Genomic DNA, 19,590 nt, shown 5'->3' with positions numbered 1-19,590 from the left:
CCCTATGCAAAAGGGACAGAGCAGTTTGCAAAGGGGACAGACCCCTATCAACAAATCAGGAGGAAACTATGGATACGAATCATATATTAATTGTGGAGGATGACAAGGAGATCAGGGAGGGGGTGCAGATATATCTTCAGAGCCAGGGATATGAAGTGTATCAGGCTTCTGACGGGGTGGAAGGACTAGAGGTCATGGAGAAGGTAGAAATCCATCTGGCCATTGTAGATGTGATGATGCCGCGGATGGATGGGATCCGTATGACAATGAAGCTGAGGGAAAAGTACGAGTTTCCTGTTATTATGCTCTCCGCCAAATCTGAGGAAGTAGATAAGATTATGGGACTGAATATTGGGGCCGATGATTATGTGACGAAACCTTTTACACCTATGGAGCTGATGGCCAGGGTAAATTCACAACTCAGGCGTTACCGGAGGTTTCTGGAGAAACTGGAACCCAGGGAGAATGTGCACGTGATTGGAGGCCTTGAGATCAATGAGGATACAGTAGAGGTTTCCGTAGATGGAAATCCGGTAAAAATGACACCTATTGAATATAAAATCTTACTGCTTCTTGCCAAAAACCCGGGCCGCGTATTTTCCGCGGAGGAGATCTATGAGAGGGTCTGGCAGGAGAAGGCAATTAGCACAGATACAATTATGGTTCATGTGCGGAACATTCGTGAAAAAATAGAGGTGGATTCTAAAAATCCAAAATATTTAAAGGTGGTGTGGGGTGTTGGGTATAAAATTGAAAAACAGTCATAAGAAAGCGGTTATATTTGTGCTATTGGTCCTTCTGCTCTGTTCCGTAGGCATGGTACTGTCGTATTCCATATATTACCATGACATGAAGGAGCAGTTGGAGGGGAAAAGCATCAGTGAAGATGTGTTTTATGGGATATCCAGTGCACTTGTGGAAGGGAATTATATACTGAACAATGAAGTGTTTGAAGAGACCGACCGGGCTTATGTCCTGCAGGAGTACAGTGGAGACCAGTTTGACCTGCTTAGGAAATATATGGACTATGAGGTCTTTGACTGGGAGGGGAATCCTCTGCTTGGAAGAAATGAAAGGTCTACTATTACTAAATTGAACAGGCAGGAGGATACTCCTTATGTATTTAGGGCATCATTTACTTTTCAGGAAGATGGAGAGCTTTCAGATATCCAAGTAAGCGGTATGAAACTGGACGAGAGGACGCAGTACAGGCTGGAACAGGATTTGCTGCAGATTCAATTGTCTGATACGCAGTGGAGGTCTATTTCCTCCCCAAAGGAGGTGCAGGTTGTATACGGGATGACAGAGGAGAGCCTGGATGAGTATATTGGAGGAGATGGATCTACAAATTATCTTTCCGTACATGAGCTGATGGAGAACTCTGCGTTCTGTGGAATTGTGGCAGCTTTCACTGCAATTACTGCGCTGGCGGCAATCTTTATATCTATGCGTTTAGATTATAGTATTGGAGAATATCGGCTGTTTAAAGTCCCCTTTGAGGGAGTGCTCTGTGTATTTTTACTGTTGCTGAGCCTTGCATATTATCCTGCAAAGATTGTGTGGCTGACCATTGGCCAGGGACTCATCCCAGATAGCAGTCTTTATAATAATATCATTTCTGGAGCAGTAAATATCCTCATGTGGTTTATCATATTTGCCGTTGTTTTCTGGGGAGTTGTCTGCCTCACTGCCATATTTAAAATGAAAAAGGAATATTGGAAGCAGCGTACTCTCTGTGCAAGGGGGATTCGGTGGTTCAAAAGTGGGGGGAATGAATATGGAGAAAAAGTAAAAAGAGGAGCCGGTGGAATTTGGAGTAAGCTGAAGGGTTTTTGCAAAAAGCAGTATAATGGACTAACCCATATGGATTTTACAGATAAGACAAACAAAATGCTCATAAAAATAACAGCGGCGAATTTTGTAATCCTGGTGGGCCTGTGCACTCTCTGGTTCTATGGTATTCTGGGACTTATTATCTATTCAATTATACTGTTCGTATTTATGAAAAAACTTGCAGACGATATCAGGGGTAAATATAAACTTCTCATCCATGAGGCGAACCAGCTTGCTAAGGGCGATCTGGACACACCGCTAACTTATGACATGGGTATTTTTAACCCAGTCCAGGAAGAATTAAAAAAAATACAGAGCGGATTTAAGAGAGCTGTGGAGGAGGAGGTCAAAAGTGAAAGAATGAAGACAGAGTTGGTCACGAATGTCTCACACGATTTAAAAACTCCACTTACCGCAATTATAACATACATTGATTTGCTGAAGAATGAGAGGGACGAAAACAAAAGGAAGGAATACACAGAGATTCTGGAGCGTAAATCACTGCGGCTGAAGGTACTAATAGAAGATTTGTTTGAAATTAGTAAGGCGGCAAGCAAAACAGTGACATTAGATTTTATGCAGGTGGATATTTCCGGCCTGTTGAAGCAGGTGGAGTTAGAGTGTGACAGTAAAATAAAGGAGACAGATCTTGATTTTCGGTGGAAACTCCCGGAACAAAAAGTAGTACTTTGGCTTGACAGCCAGAAAACATACCGTATTTTTGAGAATCTGATTGTCAACATTACTAAATACGCAATGCCCCATACAAGAGTATATATTGAGGTGTATGACAGCGGGCAGCAGGTAACTATTACAATGAAAAATATATCAGCTTCAGAACTAAACTTTAATACAGATGAGATCACGGACCGGTTTGTCAGAGGAGATTCTGCCAGGAATACGGAGGGTTCTGGATTGGGACTTGCGATAGCTAAGAGTTTTACAGAGCTTCAGCATGGGGAACTGAAAATATCTACGGAGGCAGATTTGTTTAAAGCAGAAATTACTTTCCGAAAACGGGGAGAATATGCGGCGGGCGGGGATACACCAGATATGGCTGTACAAGAAGAGAAGATGCCAAAGTCTGGCCAGACACAGGATGATTTATGGGATGGCCAGCCTGGAAAGGAAAATGTTACTGTGCCAGACAAGGGGATAACAGACGCCTGGGATATGGAAAATCGAAAATCGTCAGGCATAGATAAATATGTTGTGGAAAACCATTCTTCACAGATGCCGTATCCGGCTGCTTTAGAGGAACCCGTCCCTTCGGGGGATGGGAGCGGGGGAATGGACTCCATGCTAAATCGTGACAGTCCCCTTAAAGGAGGTTCCCATTCCTCAGGGCCAGAAACGGGGGAGGATATCTCAGGAAAATGGGGGTATCATCTTGTGAAACAAGAAGATAAGTAAAAATATCAGCCTTTACTGTGCAGGCAGGGGCATAAGGGGAGGGTATCCTTTAAAAGGATATGCTTCCCTTTTTTGCACCTGCCACTTTAAATGATAGTGATATGCCATTTCAATAAATTTAGTGTAGAGTTTTCCCCCTATAAATGATAGAATAAATAGAACCTTAATTCAAGGCGTTAGCAGCGGATTTGCAGGGAAAGGTATGTGTTAGGGATAGCAGGGAATTATAATTAGATATGTCTACCCGATAGCTGGAAGCCTCAGTGAAAAACAGGCGGTTGGCGGGCAAAAAATGAAAATAGCAGGAGAATGTTATGGGTGAGAATGATAAGCAATTTAGAGTATGGCATGGGATAGCGGCACTTATATTGGCTGCAGCTGTAATTTTTGTGGTTTCACCAATACTTGCGGGGAGGATTGGGTTGTACGGTACTTTGATTGGGGAGTGGCTGATGCTGGCTGCGGTGGTACTGCTGGCCGTATTTTCAAAGAGAAACCCCCAAATTATATTTCCCTTTAGAAAGCCTACAGGAGCAGGGATTTTCGGAACAGTTTTAATGTGGGTAGGATCCTTTCTCGTTGAGATGACGCTGGTTCTGTGTATCAGTATCTTTTTTCCAGAAAAAGTGATAGGTGGAAATGCGGGACTGAGCTTTGTTATGCTAAGCGTGCCCTTTTGGGCAGCAGTCCTGATTATTGCAGTAACACCAGCTGTTTGCGAGGAGGCTGTGTTTAGGGGAGTATTTTTCCAAAGTCTGAACCCAAAGAAAAATAAATGGGCCGCGATTCTGATCTCCGGGGCCATATTTGGGGCATTCCATGGAGATGCGGTCCGGTTTGTGCCTACAGCTATAGGAGGCGTGGTTATGGCGTATATTATGCTTGAGACCGGCAGTATGTTCTATAACTGTCTCTTTCATTTTATTAATAACCTTTTACCTCTTGTGCTGCTTTTTGGCATGAAGGATATGTATACCCAGATGGGAGGGTATGATGTAGGATCGGTCCAGATGGGTTCCATGTCTGTCGCCAGTGCAGGAATTTATATGGCCATGTGCGCCATTGCTCCGGCCTGCCTGTATATAGGGAATTATTTGCTGCATAGCAATATTCCTGGCTATAGAGATACGTTGTTCCCCAGCGGCAGGCCGGGGACAGTGATTGCATTGATTACTGTATCCGCATTCTTATTCATTGCCGGGATCGTGTTAGCAGCCGTGGGCCTGGTTGGTACGATCCAAGGTTAAGGCACATAGGATAAGCAGCGGTACTTCCTTGTGGACCCTTATATTTCATAACTTCTGCTGAAAAACGGCATCAGTAAAGGGCGGCTGTCTGGGCAGGTCAATGGCCGCCCAAGCTTAGCAATAACTGGTTAATTCAGGAAATATCTGGATGCTTCTTTTCAGGATTCCCTGCATATAGGCGATTGCGGTTCCATAATTTGTGATAGGGACATTCTGATCCTGTGCACATTTTATACGGTATTTCATTTCTCTGTCATTGAGCATACAACCGCCGCAGTGTATGATAAGTCTGTACTGGGACAGATCCAGGGGGAATTCAGTCCCGCTGGTAAATTCGAAGTCCAGTTCTTTGCCGGTGTGCCTGTTTATCAATTGGGGAAGCTTTACGGTGCCTATATCTCCGCATTGCCGATGGTGTGTACAACCTTCGGAAATAAGGAGCTTATCCCCGGATTCCAGCAGATCCAGGGCGGCTGCGCCATGAACTACTGTTTCCAGGCTCCCTTTATATCTGGCAAATAGTATGGAAAAGGAAGTCAAGGGAATTTCATGGGGCACTTCTTTGTCTGCTTTATCAAATACCTGGCTGTCAGTAATTACAAGAGCCGGTTTTTTACCTAGGTTCTGCAAGGTGGCCTTTAATTCAGTTTCTTTTGTGACGATTGAAACTGCGCCAGTATCTAAAATATCCCTGATAGTCTGCTGCTGAGGGAGGATAAGCCTGCCTTTTGGGGCAGCTTTGTCGATAGGCACTACGAGAACAATAAAGTCGGATGGCTGGATAAGGTCACCGACAATTTTTTTGTTATTGTCTCTGGATGGAAGCTGCCGGGTAATCAGCTCTTTTAATTGGCGGATATTTTTTCCGGTTTTGGTACTTACTGCGATCATCTGGCTTGGCGGAACCTGTGGGAATATACTGGAAACTTCCGGTGGTATTTCCGCCTCCCCAGAAATAGCAGACAGGTCTGATTTATTCCATACAATTACATATGGGATTTGTTTTTTTTGGATTTGGCCTAATATGGTTATATCTTCCTGTGTCACTCCGGCAGAGCCATCCACCACAAGGACGGCAATGTCGGTTTTATTTAGGGTTTGATAAGCCTTTTTAACACGGAGGTCACCCAGAGGCCCTTCGTCATCCAGGCCAGGGGTGTCAATGAGGACAACCGGGCCCAAGGGGAGGAGTTCCATGGCTTTTAGGACGGGATCAGTGGTAGTGCCTTTTATATCAGAGACAATAGCCAGGCTCTGCCCGGTCATAGCATTAATGATGCTGGATTTTCCTGCATTGCGTTTCCCAAAAATACCGATGTGTATCCTGTCTGCAGATGGTACGGCGTTTAGACTCATTTCATTCCTCCTAGTTTTAGAAACGAAAATCTCTGCGGTTATTTTGTTCTATCAGGCGGAGATTTTCTATTACGACTGCACGGGCCTTTTCATTTGGCACATTTAATACTTCTTTTTCAATCAATTGGTCCCCCAGGGTTTTTGTTTCTGGGGAAGCGTAATCCATAAGATATTCTTTTAAGGTCATCAGAGCATTAGGATGGCAGCAGTTTTGGATTTGGCCGCTTTTACATAAAGACATGAAACGGTCTCCCGTGCGGCCTTCACGATAACAGGCTGTGCAGAAGCTGGGTATGTACTCCATTTCCATCAGCCACCGCACAACCTCGTCAAGAGTTCTAGTATCACTGACATCAAATTGCTCGGATTTGGCGTCATCTGGTTCAGGTTCACAGTAGCCGCCCACACTCGTGCGGGATCCGCCGCTGATTTGGGATATTCCCAGGTGCAGGACTCTCTCACGGCATTTTTGGCTTTCCCGAGTGGAGATAATCATACCAGTGTACGGCACGGCAATCCGTATACAGGCAACAATTTTTGCAAAAGTATCATCATCAATACCATTATCAAAGGCGTCGGCGTTGATATCGTCTGCGTGGCGAAGGCGTGGAACGCTGATTGTATGCGGGCCTACCCCGAAGGCTGCCTCCAAGTGTTCTGCATGCATGAGAAGTCCTGCAAATTCATAACGGTATTTGTCCAAGCCAAACAGAACGCCTACTCCCACATCGTCAATGCCCCCTTCCATGGCACGGTCCATAGCCTCAGTATGGTAATTGTAGTCGTGCTTTGGCCCGGTGGGATGAAGGGTGAGGTAGCTTTCCTTATGGTAAGTTTCTTGGAATAAAATATATGTGCCTATGCCAGCTTCTTTGAGAAGGCGGTAATTATCTACAGTTGTAGCTGCTATATTAATATTTACCCGGCGGATAGCTCCGTTTTTGTGTTTAATGCTGTAAATTGTTTTGATGGATTCCAGATAGTATTCCATGGTATTACGGATCGGATCTTCCCCAGCTTCCAGAGCGAGACGTTTATGCCCCATATCCTGGAGGGCAATAACCTCCCGGCGGATTTCCTCCTGGGAAAGTTGTTTTCTGGCAATGTGTTTGTTTTTACTGTGGTATGGACAGTAAGTACATCCATTAATACAATAATTGGACAGATAAAGAGGGGCGAACATAACAATACGGTTGCCGTAAAAGTCCTTTTTTATCTGTTCTGCAAGTTTGTAGATTTCCTGATTTTTTTCTTCAATAGAACAGGCGAGCAAAACTGAGGCCTCCCGGTGTGAAAGGCCCTTTCTTTTTTTAGCCTTTTCAATCAGGGAATCAATGAGGGCAACATTGTCCTTGTTCTCATCTGCATAGGAGAGGGTCTCTAGAATCTCCTCGTGGCTGATAAATTCATCAGCGCATTTTGAATTTACATCATACATTTTCTTTTCCTCCATTTCATTTGTAGAATTTGATAAACAAATTGCAATATAGTTTCATGTCCCAGGACTACTTAAAATATATATCCCATGAGCGGACAGTGGCCTGTTTGAGTAAAATACAACAAGAGCCTCTTCTAATTTGCATTCTGCAAGGCCTTGCAGTTAGAGTGGCGGATCTATATTCAGGGAGTCTCCCCGTAAAGATACAAGATGGTAACCAATAGAATCCATGCGGCGCTCCAGGCAGCCTCTGCATTCGGCGGCCTCATCTCCGGTACAGATTTTGTTGTCATAAAGAAGATAATTTTTTCTTACATCTGTGGGGGAAAGATTCGGCATGACTACATTTGCCCCTGCCAGAATCCCCTGCTCTCTGCCGTCAGGCGCTATAGTACCCAGTGCTGTTGTGGCAGGAAGTAAAACCTTAGGGAGCATAAGGCGGATTAATCCCAGCATGAACAGTGTAAGCTCCAGTGTTCCTGCCGGATATTCGGCAAAAGGAGTATCATGATGGGGAATAAAGGGGCCGATTCCTACCATCTGTGGATTAAGCTCTCCCAAAAATAACATATCATCTGCCAGATTCTCTGCTGTCTGCCAGGGCGAGCCAACCATAAAGCCTGTGCCCACCTGATATCCAATCTTTTTCAGATCCCAGAGACATTGCTGTCGGTTCAGGGCGGACAAGGGTTTGGGATGCAGGGCGGCATAGTGGCCGGAGTCAAAAGTTTCATGCCTGAGCAGATATCTGTCGGCGCCAGCTTCAAATAAAAGCAGATAACTCTCAAAAGAACGCTCGCCTAAAGATAAGGTGATGGCACAATCGGGATACAGGCTATGTATGGTACTTACAATATCCGCCATAATCTCATCCGTGAAATATCCATCCTCTCCTCCTTGGAGGACAAATGTACGAAATCCCAGGGAATACCCCTGGCTGCAGCAATCCAAAATTTGCTCCTTTGTTAGCCTGTACCGCTGCACTATACGGTTACTCCTGCGTATACCACAATAAAAACAGTCATTTTTACAATAATTTGTAAATTCAATCAATCCACGGGTATAAACATCATGATGATAATGCCTGTGCCGGATTTCCCGTGCCCGTTCAAATAAATATTCCGCATCTCCCAGGGAATGGCCCGCGATTAAAGCAGTCCACTCATTTTGAGTAAGCGTGTGTTCCTGTTCCAGTTTATCAATAATATTTTTCATAAAATACCCCTTGAGGACGTAACAAAATGCAAAAGGGTTACGTCCCTAATTTAAATCAGACCTGTACCTATTTTGTCTTAGCATAAATTGTTTTGCTGTTTACCCCGGGCAGCATACCCAGCTTCCCGGAGAGTGCGCTGATAATATCGTTCGGTGCATCTAGTGCAATACTGATGATAGAAATGTTTTTTTTGCGGTAGGGTATACCCATGCGTCCTACGATATATTGGCCATATTGGCTCAGTAAATGGTTAAGTTCGTCGACGGACTCTGTCGTATCCAGGACTATGCCGACGAGGGCGATTCGTGTGTTGGTTTCTGTATTCATAAAACCTCCTATTAGAATAGATTTAATACGGCAGGGGACTGGGTGTGGGTATATCCCACAAAAAAACCTGCACCGATGGGCGCAGGCTGAAATATAGAAGCATAATGTCCCCTTTTGCTTAAGGAAATGCTTCCCAATATTAGTGCTTTTCGTATCTGTGCGCCTTTTTACTCAGGTGTGGCCCTTTGTAATCAGAACAAATCTGATTTATATCATAGCATAGTAATGTGAATTTAACAATAAGCCGGAGTAAATGTTTTAATTTTAACATTGATGCTTTCGGATACAGTCAGTAAAAGCCGGTTATTTAGCTTCTATTGGGAAATGTGCCCCTAAAAAAATAAAGTATTCATATTTAGAGAAAGTGGCCTGCAAATATATTTCCACAGAACAAAAATAAAAAGCCGTTAGTTCGAGTGGAAATAGAGGCCTATTATATTGATAAATTCTTGACAGTAAGAAGAGAATATGATAAATTAGACTATAGTACAAACGGTGGTCTAAAGGGGCACCCGGCTAAAAGATTGTATCTTTTGCAGAAGCAGGAATCCTTATATTAGAGAACTGAAAAATTTGCAGAGAATGGCAAAATGTTTTATAAATTTTAACGGAGAATAGAGTCATGAGTCTGATAACTGATATCCAGAAATATTCCATCCATGATGGGGATGGGATCCGTACAACAGTATTTTTCAAAGGCTGCCATTTAAGGTGTACATGGTGCCATAATCCAGAGACTCAGAGTTATACAAAAGAATTGTCCTGTGATGAGGAGAAATGTACAGGCTGCGGGAACTGTGCGGGAGCCTGTCCCCTGGGCGCTGTTTCTATCAGGGCGGGCAAGGCTTTCACAGACAGGGATAAATGTATGGTATGTGGAAAATGCACAGATGCATGTAACCTAAACCTGAGGGAGGTCACCGGCAGGGAATATTCTGTTGATGAGCTTGTAAAGGAACTTAAGAAAGACGAAATGTTTTATGAGGAATCTGGCGGGGGCGTGACACTGTCAGGCGGAGAGGTTATGACTGCAGATATGGACTTTGTGGAAGCACTGGTCAAAAAACTGCACCGCCTGGGTATTTCTGTCACAATTGACACGTGTGGGCAGGCTCCATATGAGAACTATGAACGGATTCTGCCATATATAGAGACGTTTCTGTATGATATAAAGACCATTGACCAGGCAGTCCACAGGCAGTATATGGGGGCAGGAAACGGGCAGATCCTGGAGAATTTAGAGAAGTTAAGCAGGGCAGGGGCCCATATATACATCCGTATTCCTGTGGTTAAGGAAGTAAATGGAAGCCAGAGGGCTATGCAGGAGATTATAAAGTGGTTGCAGGAGAAGCAGATATGTGCAGCAAGAGTGAATCTGCTTCCTTATCATAATACTGGTTCAGGCAAATACCCTAAAATTGGGAGATGTTATGAGGGCGCTGATTTACATGCACCTGATAAAGAAGAAATGGAACACTTTGTAGAGCTTTTCCAGAAAGCAGGATTCCAGAATGTCAAAATAGGAGGTTAAAACAATGGAAGAAAGAGGAATGAATGCCCGTGTTAAGAAGCTGAGGAAATTAAGTCTGGATACTCCGGCCCATATTGATTTGGAGCGTGCGGTAAGCGAGACTGAGACGTACAAAAAATACGAGGGAGAATTGTCCATACCCGAATTAAGAGGGCAGGTACTGAAAGATTATTTTTCTACAAAAACCTTGTATATTGGTGAAGGAGAGCTGATTGTGGGAGAAAAAGGGGATTCCCCCCAGGCGTCTCCTACATTTCCAGAGCTTTGCTGCCATACTGTAGAGGATATGCATGTCATGAATGACAGGGAGCTTATCAGCTTCAAGGTGAAAGAAGAGGACTATAAAGTTCAGGAAGAAGTGATGATACCTTACTGGGAAAAGCGTTCTATACGTAGCAAAATTCTGCGCCAGATGACAGCAGAATGGAGAGAGGCATATGAGGCAGGGATTTTCACGGAATTTATGGAGCAGAGAGGGCCGGGGCATACGGTAGGATCTGTTAAGATTTATGAGAAAGGATTTTTAGATTATAAGGAGGATATCCAGAAATCCATTGATAGCCTTGATTTTATGAGTGACCCTGAGGCCCTGGATAAGAAAAATGAGTTGGAAGGCATGAAGCTTGCCTGTGATGCGATTATGGTTCTTGGGGAAAGATATGCCGCGTATGCTCGGGAGTTGGCAGAGAGAGAGACAGATCCGAAGAGAAAAGAGGAACTGCTTCAGATCGCTGCTAATTGCGATGTGGTGCCGGCCCATAAGCCGGAGACTTATTGGCAGGCGATTCAGATGTATTGGTTTGTACATCTTGGAGTAACCAGTGAGCTGAATCCATGGGACGCATACAGTCCGGGGCGTTTTGACCAGCATCTGAACCCATTTTATGAAAAAGACGTGGAGGATGGGATACTGGACGATGAAAAGGCCCTGGAATTACTGGAATGTCTGTGGGTAAAATTTAATAATCAGCCTGCTCCTCCGAAAGTAGGTATTACCCTGAAAGAAAGCAGTACCTATACTGACTTTGCAAATCTTAACACCGGGGGAATTACTCCATCCGGGGAAAACGGCGTAAATAATGTCAGCTATTTGATTCTGGACTGCATGGATGAGATGAAGCTCCTTCAGCCAAGCTCTAATGTACAGATAAGCAGAAAGACACCTCAGAAGTTTTTGAAGCGTGCCTGTGAGATTTCCAGGAAGGGATGGGGCCAGCCTGCATTTTATAATACAGAGGCGGTTATCCAGGAACTCCTCAATGCAGGGAAATCATTAGAGGATGCCAGACGCGGCGGAACAAGCGGATGTGTTGAGACTGGGGCGTTTGGAAATGAGGCATATATACTGACTGGCTATTTTAATATTCCAAAGGTGTTTGAGCTGACATTAAATAATGGGTTTGATAAAATGACTGGCAAGCAGCTTGGGTTAAAGCTTGGGCATGCTGCTGATTTTGGGACTTATGATGAACTGTTTGATGCATTTAAAAAGCAGATGAAACATTTTATCGATATTAAAATCCAGGGAAGCAATGTGATCGAGAAAATATATGCTGAATACATGCCGGTGCCATTCCTCTCTGTGATTACAAACGACTGTATTTCTAAAGGAAAAGACTACAACAGCGGCGGCGCCAGATATAATACAAAATATCTCCAGGGGGTAGGTATTGGAACCATTACAGACTGTCTCTCTGCGGTGAAATATAATGTATATGATAAAAAAACATTTACAATGGAAGAGCTGATGCAGGCTCTGGATGATAATTTCGAGGGGCATGACAGAATATTAAACCTTGTGCGTAATAAGACGCCTAAATATGGCAATGATGATGATTATGCTGATGATATCATGAAGTCTGTATTTGAATATTACAGAAGCCAGGTGACAGGGCGGCCCAATATGGTGGGGGGGACATACAGAATCAACATGCTTCCAACTACGTGCCATGTATATTTTGGGGATGTGATGATGGCAAGTGCAAATGGCCGTCTGGCACATAAGCCTGTTTCAGAAGGCATTTCTCCTGAGAAAGGGGCAGATGTAAACGGCCCCACGGCGGTTGTTAAATCCTGCGCTAAAATGGACCACCTTCAGACGGGCGGCACACTTCTGAATCAGAAGTTCACTCCAAACGTTGTGGCAGGGGAGGAAGGCCTTGACCATATGGCAAATTTGGTGAGGACGTATTTTAATATGGATGGACACCATATCCAGTTTAATGTTATTGACAGAGAGACATTGATAAAAGCACAGCAGAATCCAGATGACTACAAAGATCTGATCGTGCGTGTGGCAGGTTACAGTGACCATTTCAGAAATTTAAGCAAAGCTTTGCAGGATGAGATTATCAACCGTACAGAGCAGAATTTTAACTAAATAATAAGTGGCTGCTGATAAATGAACTTTCTTGCAGCAGTTGTATATATGGGAGTGTCCCGGAGTCATTTTATTTCTCGGGTAAGACGCAGTAACCAAGGCAGGCATGTCTGGAGACTCATTGTGTTTTGCGGATGGGGATATCTGGCCGGGCGCTCTCCTTTATTCCCGCAGGCAACGAACCAAGGGGGCATGTTTATATGTCCATTTGGTGACTGCTGCGAAGGTCAAATACCCCGATGCCTGTATCGGGGTATTTGACTAATACAAAGCAGTCCAAATAAAGTGACAGATAGTTGAAAAAAGGGGCAATATGCAGTACCATAAAAGAAAATAAAACTATTTATTACAGCATTCCTATAGAGAATGAAATTTGAACTTTGACAAAATAAAATCTCCCCGTATGATGTATATGAGTTTAGCGACTTAATACATCAGAATACAAAGGAGATTTTATAACAATGAAAGTAAAGTATGAAGACCGCCTGAAACAGAAACTACTCGCAATCAAAACAAATACCCTTATAGTTGGCGTGGATATCGCCAAAAACTATCAGTGGGCAAGGTTTGTTGATTTCAGAGGCATTGAGTATAGCCATGCCTTGAAATTCAAAAACAGTAAAAGCGGCTTTGAGACTATATTAACAAGGATCCGCCAGATATGCAAGGAGGAAAATTTTGCAGAGGCTGTCGTTGGAATGGAACCCACCGGACATTACTGGAAAGCATTCGCGAACTGGCTTAATAAGCAGGAGGGGATCAGGGTCGTCCTCGTCAATCCGTATGCGACAAAACAGGCAAAGGAGCTTGATGATAACAGCCAGACAAAGTCGGATAAGAAGGATGCGCTGACGATTGGGAAGCTGGTGAAGGACGGGAGATATTTTGAACTGTACCTGCCCCATGATATTTATGCCGAACTGAGAGTGCTGTCCACGACCAGAACCGGATTAAATAAGCGTAAAAGTGCATTGAAGAATACAGTTACGGCGGTACTGGATGAGTTTTTCCCGGAGTATACAGAAGTGTTCAAATGCCCGCTTACGGGGAAAGCATCGAGGCAGATATTAAAGGTATGCCCATTTCCTAAATTCATTCTTGAGCTAAGTGTAGACGGGGTTACAGCAGAGATAAAGAAAGCGGTAAAGAAAACCGTTGGACGCAGGAAAGCAGAACAGCTTGTAGAAGCCGCAAAAGATTCCATCGGCGTAGATTATGGGGAAGAAGCTGCCATGCTGAAACTGAGCCTGACGCTGGAAGAACTGGGGCTTTTGGAGAAACAGACAGAAGAACTGGAAGGAAAAATGGCAGAAATGTTAGAGAAGACCGAGTATGCAGGATTCTTATTAAGTATAAAGGGAATCGGCGTGGTAACACTGGCGGCGTGTCTTGGGGAGCTTGGCGACCCGACTCGTTTTGAAAACCCGCGTCAGATGAGCCGTATGGCAGGGTATAACCTTGTGGAGGACAGCTCAGGAAAGAACAAGAGCGGGACAAAGATATCCAAACGAGGGAGGAAAAACCTGCGGAGTGTGCTGTATCAGATGGCACTGACAATGGTTGCTGCAAATGATGAGATGAAACAGTTATACCATTACCTGAAAACGAGGGAGAAAGATCCGCTGAAAAAGATGCAGGCATTGATCGTAGTCAGCAAAAAGATACTGACGCTGATCCACACGCTTGCCAAGAAAAAGGAAAACTACGACCCGAAAAAAGTATTCGGATATGTCCGCAGGGAACAGCTTAAAGCAGCTGCCTGAGAAGAAAGAGAGCCGGTAATGGCACGGGGACAAGGAGGGATCCTCCATCAGCCCAAAGAGGCAGCATGATAGCACAAGTCTGCCCCGTGCCTTTATCCATAAAGCAGAAGGAAGGAATGTCAGGGCAAAGACCCAGCGAGAACTGGTAGGGTAAGTGTATGGATATAGATCGGCAGAAGAAAGAACATCAGTCATTCCATCCATTTATGGATGATGATATAAAACTTTAAAATATATCGGGAGATATATTGACAAATTTCAAATATTGAGGTAGGAGGATAATTCTATGAGAACAATTAAAGCACAGATGCTGACTGCAGAGGCATTCTCGCAGTACGGAATGTTCTATAATCTGACGGAACCTACAGGAAATTGTCTTGGAGCATTTTATAATGATAAAGTGGCGCTTCCTGTTTCAGGAGAAGTACCTGTTACTTTTTCCAGTCTTGTGACAGAAAAGGCAGACAGGATGATTGTGGATTCTGCAGAGTACCATAATTATACAGGAGAGGGGATTCTGCCGCTTGACGGGGATGTGGTAATTCACGTTGCCCCAGCCACGAAAGAGCCTGTTCCGGATAAGACAGAGGCATTTATAGTTCCCAAGGGTACTGTAGTGAAGCTTAATACGGGAGTATGGCATCTGGCTCCAATGCCTGTTAAAGAGGATGTGGTACATGTGCTTATTGTTCTGCCGGAGAGAGTCTATGCCAATGACTGCTATGTAGTAGATTATCCAGAAGAGGATTGGATGGAAATTGTGTTATAAGGGCAGATAAAAAGAGACTGGCTGGCTATCCCAGTGCAGTCTCTTTTCCTATTGTAAAATGATCTTGACGAAGAATCTCAAAGGCATTTGCATAGTCATTGACACGCATATACTGGATCATCTTCTTCAGGTTCAGGTTTGTCTTTGCGATATCCATGCCGTTTTTGACAGAACGTTGTCCCATACGGATTAACTCTGAAAGATTATTTTCATAAATCCGGTTAATACGGCTATTGTCATAAATACTGATAATTTCCATATGCATATGGGTATCGGCCACCTCCCAGCGGAATATGTCGGAGGCAGAAGCGCACATGCGGACAACCTTTTCTTCAATCCTGTAAGAGTATTCCTCCCAACGTCCGGTGGTGAAGATGAGACGGAATGCATCTCCTTCCAGCAGTTCCCTGAGCTGATATATTTCCTGGATATCCTTTGCTGTAATTTCTTTCACTGTCATTGATTTATAATAGTCGGATATAATCAGGCCTTCAGCCTGCAGCATTTTAATTGCAGTTCGCACAGGGTTCCTGCTCATATTCAGATCCTCGGAAAGGCGTTTTTCTGTTAGCTGCATTCCGGGCGGATATGTGAGGTTTAATATATTTGTACGTATAGTTTCATATGCCTGGTCGGCCAGAGAAATATGTCTTTCTGCCATGACAATACCTCCAAAGTTGTAATTTTTAAATAGGTTTGAATGTGGTTGTATAATTTAGGGGAGTGCCCCTGGATAAATCTTGATGTACGAAATCTGACTGACTGTATGAAAGGATGTCTTAATGGACCCAATCCGTCTGTCCGAAGGGCATGTATTATGGGGCGCCCTTGGGGTATACAAATTTAGATTCTGTATACAGATTATAAGGTAAAAGGTATTGATTTGCAACTTTGATTGGAAAATAAGACTGGGTATTGCTGAGATAAATAGGGGAGGTAACTATAACAGTGCTGCTGCAAATTAAGGAATGCCCCCAGGCAAACCTTATTGGAGGAGGCCTGTCTGCCTTTGAAGGTATGAAAGGATACTTTTGGTAAGAACATCAAAAGGAGGTAAATAAGAAAATGGCTGAAGTGAGGAAACGTATTATATTCCATGGCCGAGTACAGGGAGTGGGTTTCAGGTATACGGCTAAATATCTTGCACAGTCGCTGAATCTGACCGGCTGGGTAAAAAATGAGTGGGATGGTACAGTGAGCATGGAGGTGCAGGGCAGAGAAAAACTGATTCAAAAATTGCTTGTAGGACTAAATCAGGGACACTTTATATCCATAGAATGGATGGATACAGAAGAGATTCCTCTTGAAAACGAACATAGCTTTTCAGTAAAGTAGAAAAGTATTGAAGTAAGGATTGACAGGATATTATTGAAATGCTATATTGTATTCAAAGATTTAATTTGTATACAAATATAAGGGGTGTATACTTGGAAATGCAAAGGGGACAGACCCTTTTGCAAAAGGGACAGACCCCTTTGAAATTGAACCAAAAATTTACACAAATGGAGGATAGGTGTTATGAAGTTAGGTTTTATTGGCACAGGCAATATGGCTGGCGCTATTATGGGCGGAATTATTAAAGAAGGCATTTTTAAAGCAGACGAAATTATTGGGTCAGATATTTTTGAGCCCGGAAGAGAGAAGGTGAAAGAAACATATGGTATCCATGTCACTGCAGATAACAGAGAAGTAGTTGAGAAGGCGGAGATAGTTGTGCTTTCAGTTAAACCACAGTTTTATGCATCTACGATTGCAGAGATTAAAGATTTTGTCAGGAAGGGGCAGATTATTATTACAATTGCTCCAGGCAAAACACTTGCATGGCTGGAAGAGCAGTTTGGGAAAGCGGTAAAAATTATACGCACTATGCCCAATACTCCTGCCATGGTAGGGGAGGGGATGACAGCCGCCTGCCCCAATAAATATGTCACAGAGGAAGAGGTAAAGTATGCAGTCGGCATACTGAGTGCTTTTGGCAAGGTAGAAGTAATTCCGGAGAGGTTAATGGATGTGGTGGTTTCCACAAGCGGCAGTTCCCCGGCATATGTTTTTATGTTTATTGAGGCAATGGCAGATGCTGCTGTGGCAGATGGAATGCCCAGGGCCCAGGCATATAAATTTGCAGCCCAGGCAGTATATGGAAGTGCAAAGATGGTTCTTGAGACAGGCAGGCACCCCGGAGAATTAAAAGATATGGTCTGCTCCCCAGGAGGAACCACAATTGAGGCTGTCCGTGTGCTCGAGGAAAAGGGTCTTAGAAGTGCAGTGATTGAAGCAATGAAGGCATGTACAGAAATTTCTAAAAATATGTAGTGCTGTCAGGTACAGAGGCTTACAATCGATTTCTGGCAGATCTATAAAGTAAAGGAGGCATCTAACAGATTCATGTGAATCTGTAGGACGCCTTTTTTATTACAGTGTGTCCAGCAAAGCCGAACCATACTTGCCGCTGTGAGTCCAGTCACAGTAACTGCCAGTGGGGTGTGCAGCTAAACCCGGTGCGCTGCAGTAATGCAGGGTGCCAGGCGGATGGGTAAAGTAACTTTAGATAAAGAGTGCGGGCAAACATGCAGACTAATAACTCCAAAGAAAAAGTTCGGCAACTTCAAAACAAACTATATCTGGCGGCCGAGAAATAAAAAAGCTCTTTGATAACCCAAGCCAAGATAAACTGATGATACTGGTAGAACAAGAAAGTGGCTATTGCATGATACTGAAGGGGTCTGTCCCTTTTGCAAAAGGGTCTGTCCCCTTTGCATATCCAGTAATTTATGTTAAAATAAAATAAATTTATCGGAGGAAAGGCTGGAGATATGAACGCACTAACAGAAAATAAGGGGGTCAAGGCCAGGATTGTCTCGGCGGCCTGGCAGTTATTCCATGATAAGGGATACGACCATACGACAGTAGATGACATTATTGAATTATCAGGTACGTCTAAAGGCTCTTTTTATTATTATTTTAATACTAAGGATGAATTGCTCAGCACGCTGTCAACGGTTCTGGACGATTATTATGAGGAGCTGTATGCAGAGATGGATCAGGAGATGAATAATTATGATAAGCTTCTGTATCTGAATTATAAGGTTCACTCTATGATTGAAGAGAAAATCAGCATTGACTTGCTGGCTTCTTTATATTCTACACAATTGATATCAAAGGGGCAGAGGCATCTTTTAGATCAGAATAGGGTATACTACCGCCTCATATCGGGGATAGTGGAGTCTGGTCAGAAAAAGGGACAGATCCGTTCAGATAAATCTATTAGTGAAATCACCAAGTACTATTCACTCTGTGAAAGGGCGTTAATTTCGGACTGGTGCCTAAGCAGGGGTGATTATTCCCTGGGAGAGTACAGCAGAGAATATATGCCTGTTATGATTGAGCACTTTAAAGGTTATTAAGCTCATAGTTTATGCCGGGGAAAGGGATGGACAGTATAGTTGGTGTTGATAGGAGGAAATGGGGTATATGAACATTCAGGGACTGCAGAAACTAACTCTTTTAGATTACCCGGAAAAAGTAGCCTGTACTATATTTACTGCCGGATGCAATTTCCGCTGTCCATTCTGCCATAATGCATCCCTGGTGACACATATTCATGAAGAGAATCAGATCCCTGAAGAAGAAATATTTGCGTTTCTTAGAAAAAGACAGGGGATTTTGGACGGAGTGTGCATTACAGGGGGCGAACCTCTGCTTCAGCGGGATATTATAGATTTTGTCAGAAAGGTTAAAGAGATAGGGTATGCAGTTAAGCTGGATACCAACGGCAGCAGCTTTGAAAAACTCAGGCAGATGACAGAACAGGGGTTATTGGATTATATAGCCATGGATATTAAAAATGCACCAGATAAATATGGGAAGACGGTAGGGATTGAGGATTATAATATAGAAAATATTTTAAGGACTGCGGATTATCTCTTGTCAGATAAGGTATCCTACGAATTTCGTACTACTGTGGTTAGGGAATTACATAAGAGAGAAGACTTTGCCGCTATTGGGCGCTGGATCAGTGGGGCCAGGCGGTATTATCTGCAGGGGTTTAAAGATTCGGGAGACTTAATTGTCCCGGGACTTAGAGGTTATACAAGGGAGATTATGGAGCAGGCGCTGGAAATTGTCCGGAGGAATGTACCGCATGCGGAGCTCAGGGGGGTAGAATAGTGTTAAGAGGATATATGAAAAAATCCTGTGCCTCTGCATGTCAGCGCCATACTGTCACTCAAACGAAGAACCGTAGGGGCAGCGTTTGGGTGACTTTTTGTATCCTATCATGCACAAGATATTGGTGTAAACTTAAAAGTTGCACACAAG

16 protein-coding genes are annotated in these 19,590 nt (G+C 43.7%); 11 read left to right on the top strand and 5 right to left on the bottom strand.

Translation table 11 applies throughout. The annotated features are described in order from the left end of the window. Window positions 1-68 precede the first annotated feature (68 nt). From EFA47_RS13230 to EFA47_RS13220, 3 genes are all read left to right on the top strand, one after another. A complete protein-coding gene (locus EFA47_RS13230; protein ID WP_122643709.1) occupies window positions 69-767 on the top strand; it encodes a response regulator transcription factor in 699 nt (232 codons plus the stop codon). Further along, window positions 739-3,246 carry a sensor histidine kinase gene (locus EFA47_RS13225; RefSeq protein WP_122643708.1) on the top strand — a complete coding sequence of 836 codons (2,508 nt, stop codon included), beginning with the start codon at window positions 739-741 and terminating at the stop codon, window positions 3,244-3,246. Before EFA47_RS13230 ends, EFA47_RS13225 begins: the two co-directional genes overlap by 29 nt. A gap of 314 nt (window positions 3,247-3,560) precedes the next feature. Beyond that, window positions 3,561-4,493, top strand: a complete 933-nt coding sequence (locus EFA47_RS13220; RefSeq protein ID WP_122643707.1) for a type II CAAX endopeptidase family protein — start codon at window positions 3,561-3,563, stop codon at window positions 4,491-4,493. 114 nt (window positions 4,494-4,607) lie between these two features. Here the strand turns inward: EFA47_RS13220 and hydF are convergent, their stop codons facing one another. The 4 genes from hydF to EFA47_RS13200 all read right to left on the bottom strand — a co-directional run bounded on the left by hydF (window position 4,608) and on the right by EFA47_RS13200 (window position 8,830). Beyond that, window positions 4,608-5,849: a [FeFe] hydrogenase H-cluster maturation GTPase HydF gene (hydF, locus tag EFA47_RS13215; protein ID WP_122643706.1), complete on the bottom strand. Its 1,242-nt coding sequence runs from the start codon at window positions 5,847-5,849 to the stop codon at window positions 4,608-4,610. A gap of 16 nt (window positions 5,850-5,865) precedes the next feature. Next, a complete protein-coding gene (gene hydG / locus EFA47_RS13210) occupies window positions 5,866-7,287 on the bottom strand; it encodes a [FeFe] hydrogenase H-cluster radical SAM maturase HydG (RefSeq protein ID WP_122643705.1) in 1,422 nt (473 codons plus the stop codon). A gap of 162 nt (window positions 7,288-7,449) precedes the next feature. Beyond that, the gene (gene hydE / locus EFA47_RS13205) at window positions 7,450-8,502 is read right to left on the bottom strand and encodes a [FeFe] hydrogenase H-cluster radical SAM maturase HydE (RefSeq protein WP_122643704.1); all 1,053 of its coding nucleotides are present in this window, start codon (window positions 8,500-8,502) and stop codon (window positions 7,450-7,452) included. 67 nt (window positions 8,503-8,569) lie between these two features. Continuing rightward, window positions 8,570-8,830: a TM1266 family iron-only hydrogenase system putative regulator gene (locus EFA47_RS13200; RefSeq protein WP_122643703.1), complete on the bottom strand. Its 261-nt coding sequence runs from the start codon at window positions 8,828-8,830 to the stop codon at window positions 8,570-8,572. A gap of 622 nt (window positions 8,831-9,452) precedes the next feature. Here EFA47_RS13200 and EFA47_RS13195 point away from each other — a divergent pair. The 4 genes from EFA47_RS13195 to EFA47_RS20075 all read left to right on the top strand — a co-directional run bounded on the left by EFA47_RS13195 (window position 9,453) and on the right by EFA47_RS20075 (window position 15,273). Then, a complete protein-coding gene (locus EFA47_RS13195; protein ID WP_122643702.1) occupies window positions 9,453-10,361 on the top strand; it encodes a trans-4-hydroxy-L-proline dehydratase activase in 909 nt (302 codons plus the stop codon). 4 nt (window positions 10,362-10,365) lie between these two features. Continuing rightward, window positions 10,366-12,741, top strand: a complete 2,376-nt coding sequence (gene hypD / locus EFA47_RS13190; RefSeq protein ID WP_122643701.1) for a trans-4-hydroxy-L-proline dehydratase — start codon at window positions 10,366-10,368, stop codon at window positions 12,739-12,741. Between the two features lie 461 nt (window positions 12,742-13,202). Further along, complete coding sequence (locus EFA47_RS13185; protein WP_122642273.1) at window positions 13,203-14,504, top strand: IS110 family RNA-guided transposase; 1,302 nt, start codon at window positions 13,203-13,205, stop codon at window positions 14,502-14,504. Between the two features lie 286 nt (window positions 14,505-14,790). Then, on the top strand, window positions 14,791-15,273 hold the full coding sequence (locus EFA47_RS20075) for an ureidoglycolate lyase (RefSeq protein ID WP_122643700.1): 483 nt from the start codon (window positions 14,791-14,793) through the stop codon (window positions 15,271-15,273). 25 nt (window positions 15,274-15,298) lie between these two features. Here EFA47_RS20075 and EFA47_RS13175 read toward each other — a convergent pair whose 3' ends face one another. Then, window positions 15,299-15,934, bottom strand: coding sequence for a GntR family transcriptional regulator (locus tag EFA47_RS13175; RefSeq protein ID WP_122643699.1), 636 nt, complete (start codon window positions 15,932-15,934; stop codon window positions 15,299-15,301). A 404-nt stretch (window positions 15,935-16,338) separates the two neighbouring features. Here EFA47_RS13175 and EFA47_RS13170 point away from each other — a divergent pair, with 404 nt between their 5' ends. The 4 genes from EFA47_RS13170 (at window position 16,339) to EFA47_RS13155 (ending at window position 19,440) form a co-directional block, all read left to right on the top strand. Further along, complete coding sequence (locus tag EFA47_RS13170) at window positions 16,339-16,608, top strand: acylphosphatase (protein WP_122643698.1); 270 nt, start codon at window positions 16,339-16,341, stop codon at window positions 16,606-16,608. 183 nt (window positions 16,609-16,791) lie between these two features. Further along, on the top strand, window positions 16,792-17,586 hold the full coding sequence (gene proC, locus EFA47_RS13165; RefSeq protein ID WP_122643697.1) for a pyrroline-5-carboxylate reductase: 795 nt from the start codon (window positions 16,792-16,794) through the stop codon (window positions 17,584-17,586). Window positions 17,587-18,086: 500 nt separating this feature from the next. Then, window positions 18,087-18,677 carry a TetR/AcrR family transcriptional regulator gene (locus tag EFA47_RS13160; protein ID WP_122643696.1) on the top strand — a complete coding sequence of 197 codons (591 nt, stop codon included), beginning with the start codon at window positions 18,087-18,089 and terminating at the stop codon, window positions 18,675-18,677. 67 nt (window positions 18,678-18,744) lie between these two features. After that, the gene (locus EFA47_RS13155; RefSeq protein WP_122643695.1) at window positions 18,745-19,440 is read left to right on the top strand and encodes an anaerobic ribonucleoside-triphosphate reductase activating protein; all 696 of its coding nucleotides are present in this window, start codon (window positions 18,745-18,747) and stop codon (window positions 19,438-19,440) included. Window positions 19,441-19,590: the final 150 nt, after the last annotated feature.

Origin of the sequence: Luxibacter massiliensis, from assembly GCF_900604355.1 — a bacterium.
GTDB classification, from domain to species: domain Bacteria; phylum Bacillota; class Clostridia; order Lachnospirales; family Lachnospiraceae; genus Luxibacter; species Luxibacter massiliensis.
This window is presented reverse-complemented; position numbering and strand designations above follow the sequence as displayed.

Coding starts and splice junctions, on each gene's coding strand:
- EFA47_RS13200 (WP_122643703.1), bottom strand. CDS start 8,830: ATGAATACAGAAACCAACACACGAATCGCCCTCGTCGGCATAGTCCTG.
- hydF (WP_122643706.1), bottom strand. CDS start 5,849: ATGAGTCTAAACGCCGTACCATCTGCAGACAGGATACACATCGGTATT.
- EFA47_RS13160 (WP_122643696.1), top strand. CDS start 18,087: ATGAACGCACTAACAGAAAATAAGGGGGTCAAGGCCAGGATTGTCTCG.
- EFA47_RS13175 (WP_122643699.1), bottom strand. CDS start 15,934: ATGGCAGAAAGACATATTTCTCTGGCCGACCAGGCATATGAAACTATA.
- proC (WP_122643697.1), top strand. CDS start 16,792: ATGAAGTTAGGTTTTATTGGCACAGGCAATATGGCTGGCGCTATTATG.
- hypD (WP_122643701.1), top strand. CDS start 10,366: ATGGAAGAAAGAGGAATGAATGCCCGTGTTAAGAAGCTGAGGAAATTA.
- EFA47_RS13170 (WP_122643698.1), top strand. CDS start 16,339: ATGGCTGAAGTGAGGAAACGTATTATATTCCATGGCCGAGTACAGGGA.
- hydG (WP_122643705.1), bottom strand. CDS start 7,287: ATGTATGATGTAAATTCAAAATGCGCTGATGAATTTATCAGCCACGAG.
- EFA47_RS13230 (WP_122643709.1), top strand. CDS start 69: ATGGATACGAATCATATATTAATTGTGGAGGATGACAAGGAGATCAGG.
- EFA47_RS13155 (WP_122643695.1), top strand. CDS start 18,745: ATGAACATTCAGGGACTGCAGAAACTAACTCTTTTAGATTACCCGGAA.
- EFA47_RS20075 (WP_122643700.1), top strand. CDS start 14,791: ATGAGAACAATTAAAGCACAGATGCTGACTGCAGAGGCATTCTCGCAG.
- hydE (WP_122643704.1), bottom strand. CDS start 8,502: ATGAAAAATATTATTGATAAACTGGAACAGGAACACACGCTTACTCAA.
- EFA47_RS13220 (WP_122643707.1), top strand. CDS start 3,561: ATGGGTGAGAATGATAAGCAATTTAGAGTATGGCATGGGATAGCGGCA.
- EFA47_RS13195 (WP_122643702.1), top strand. CDS start 9,453: ATGAGTCTGATAACTGATATCCAGAAATATTCCATCCATGATGGGGAT.
- EFA47_RS13185 (WP_122642273.1), top strand. CDS start 13,203: ATGAAAGTAAAGTATGAAGACCGCCTGAAACAGAAACTACTCGCAATC.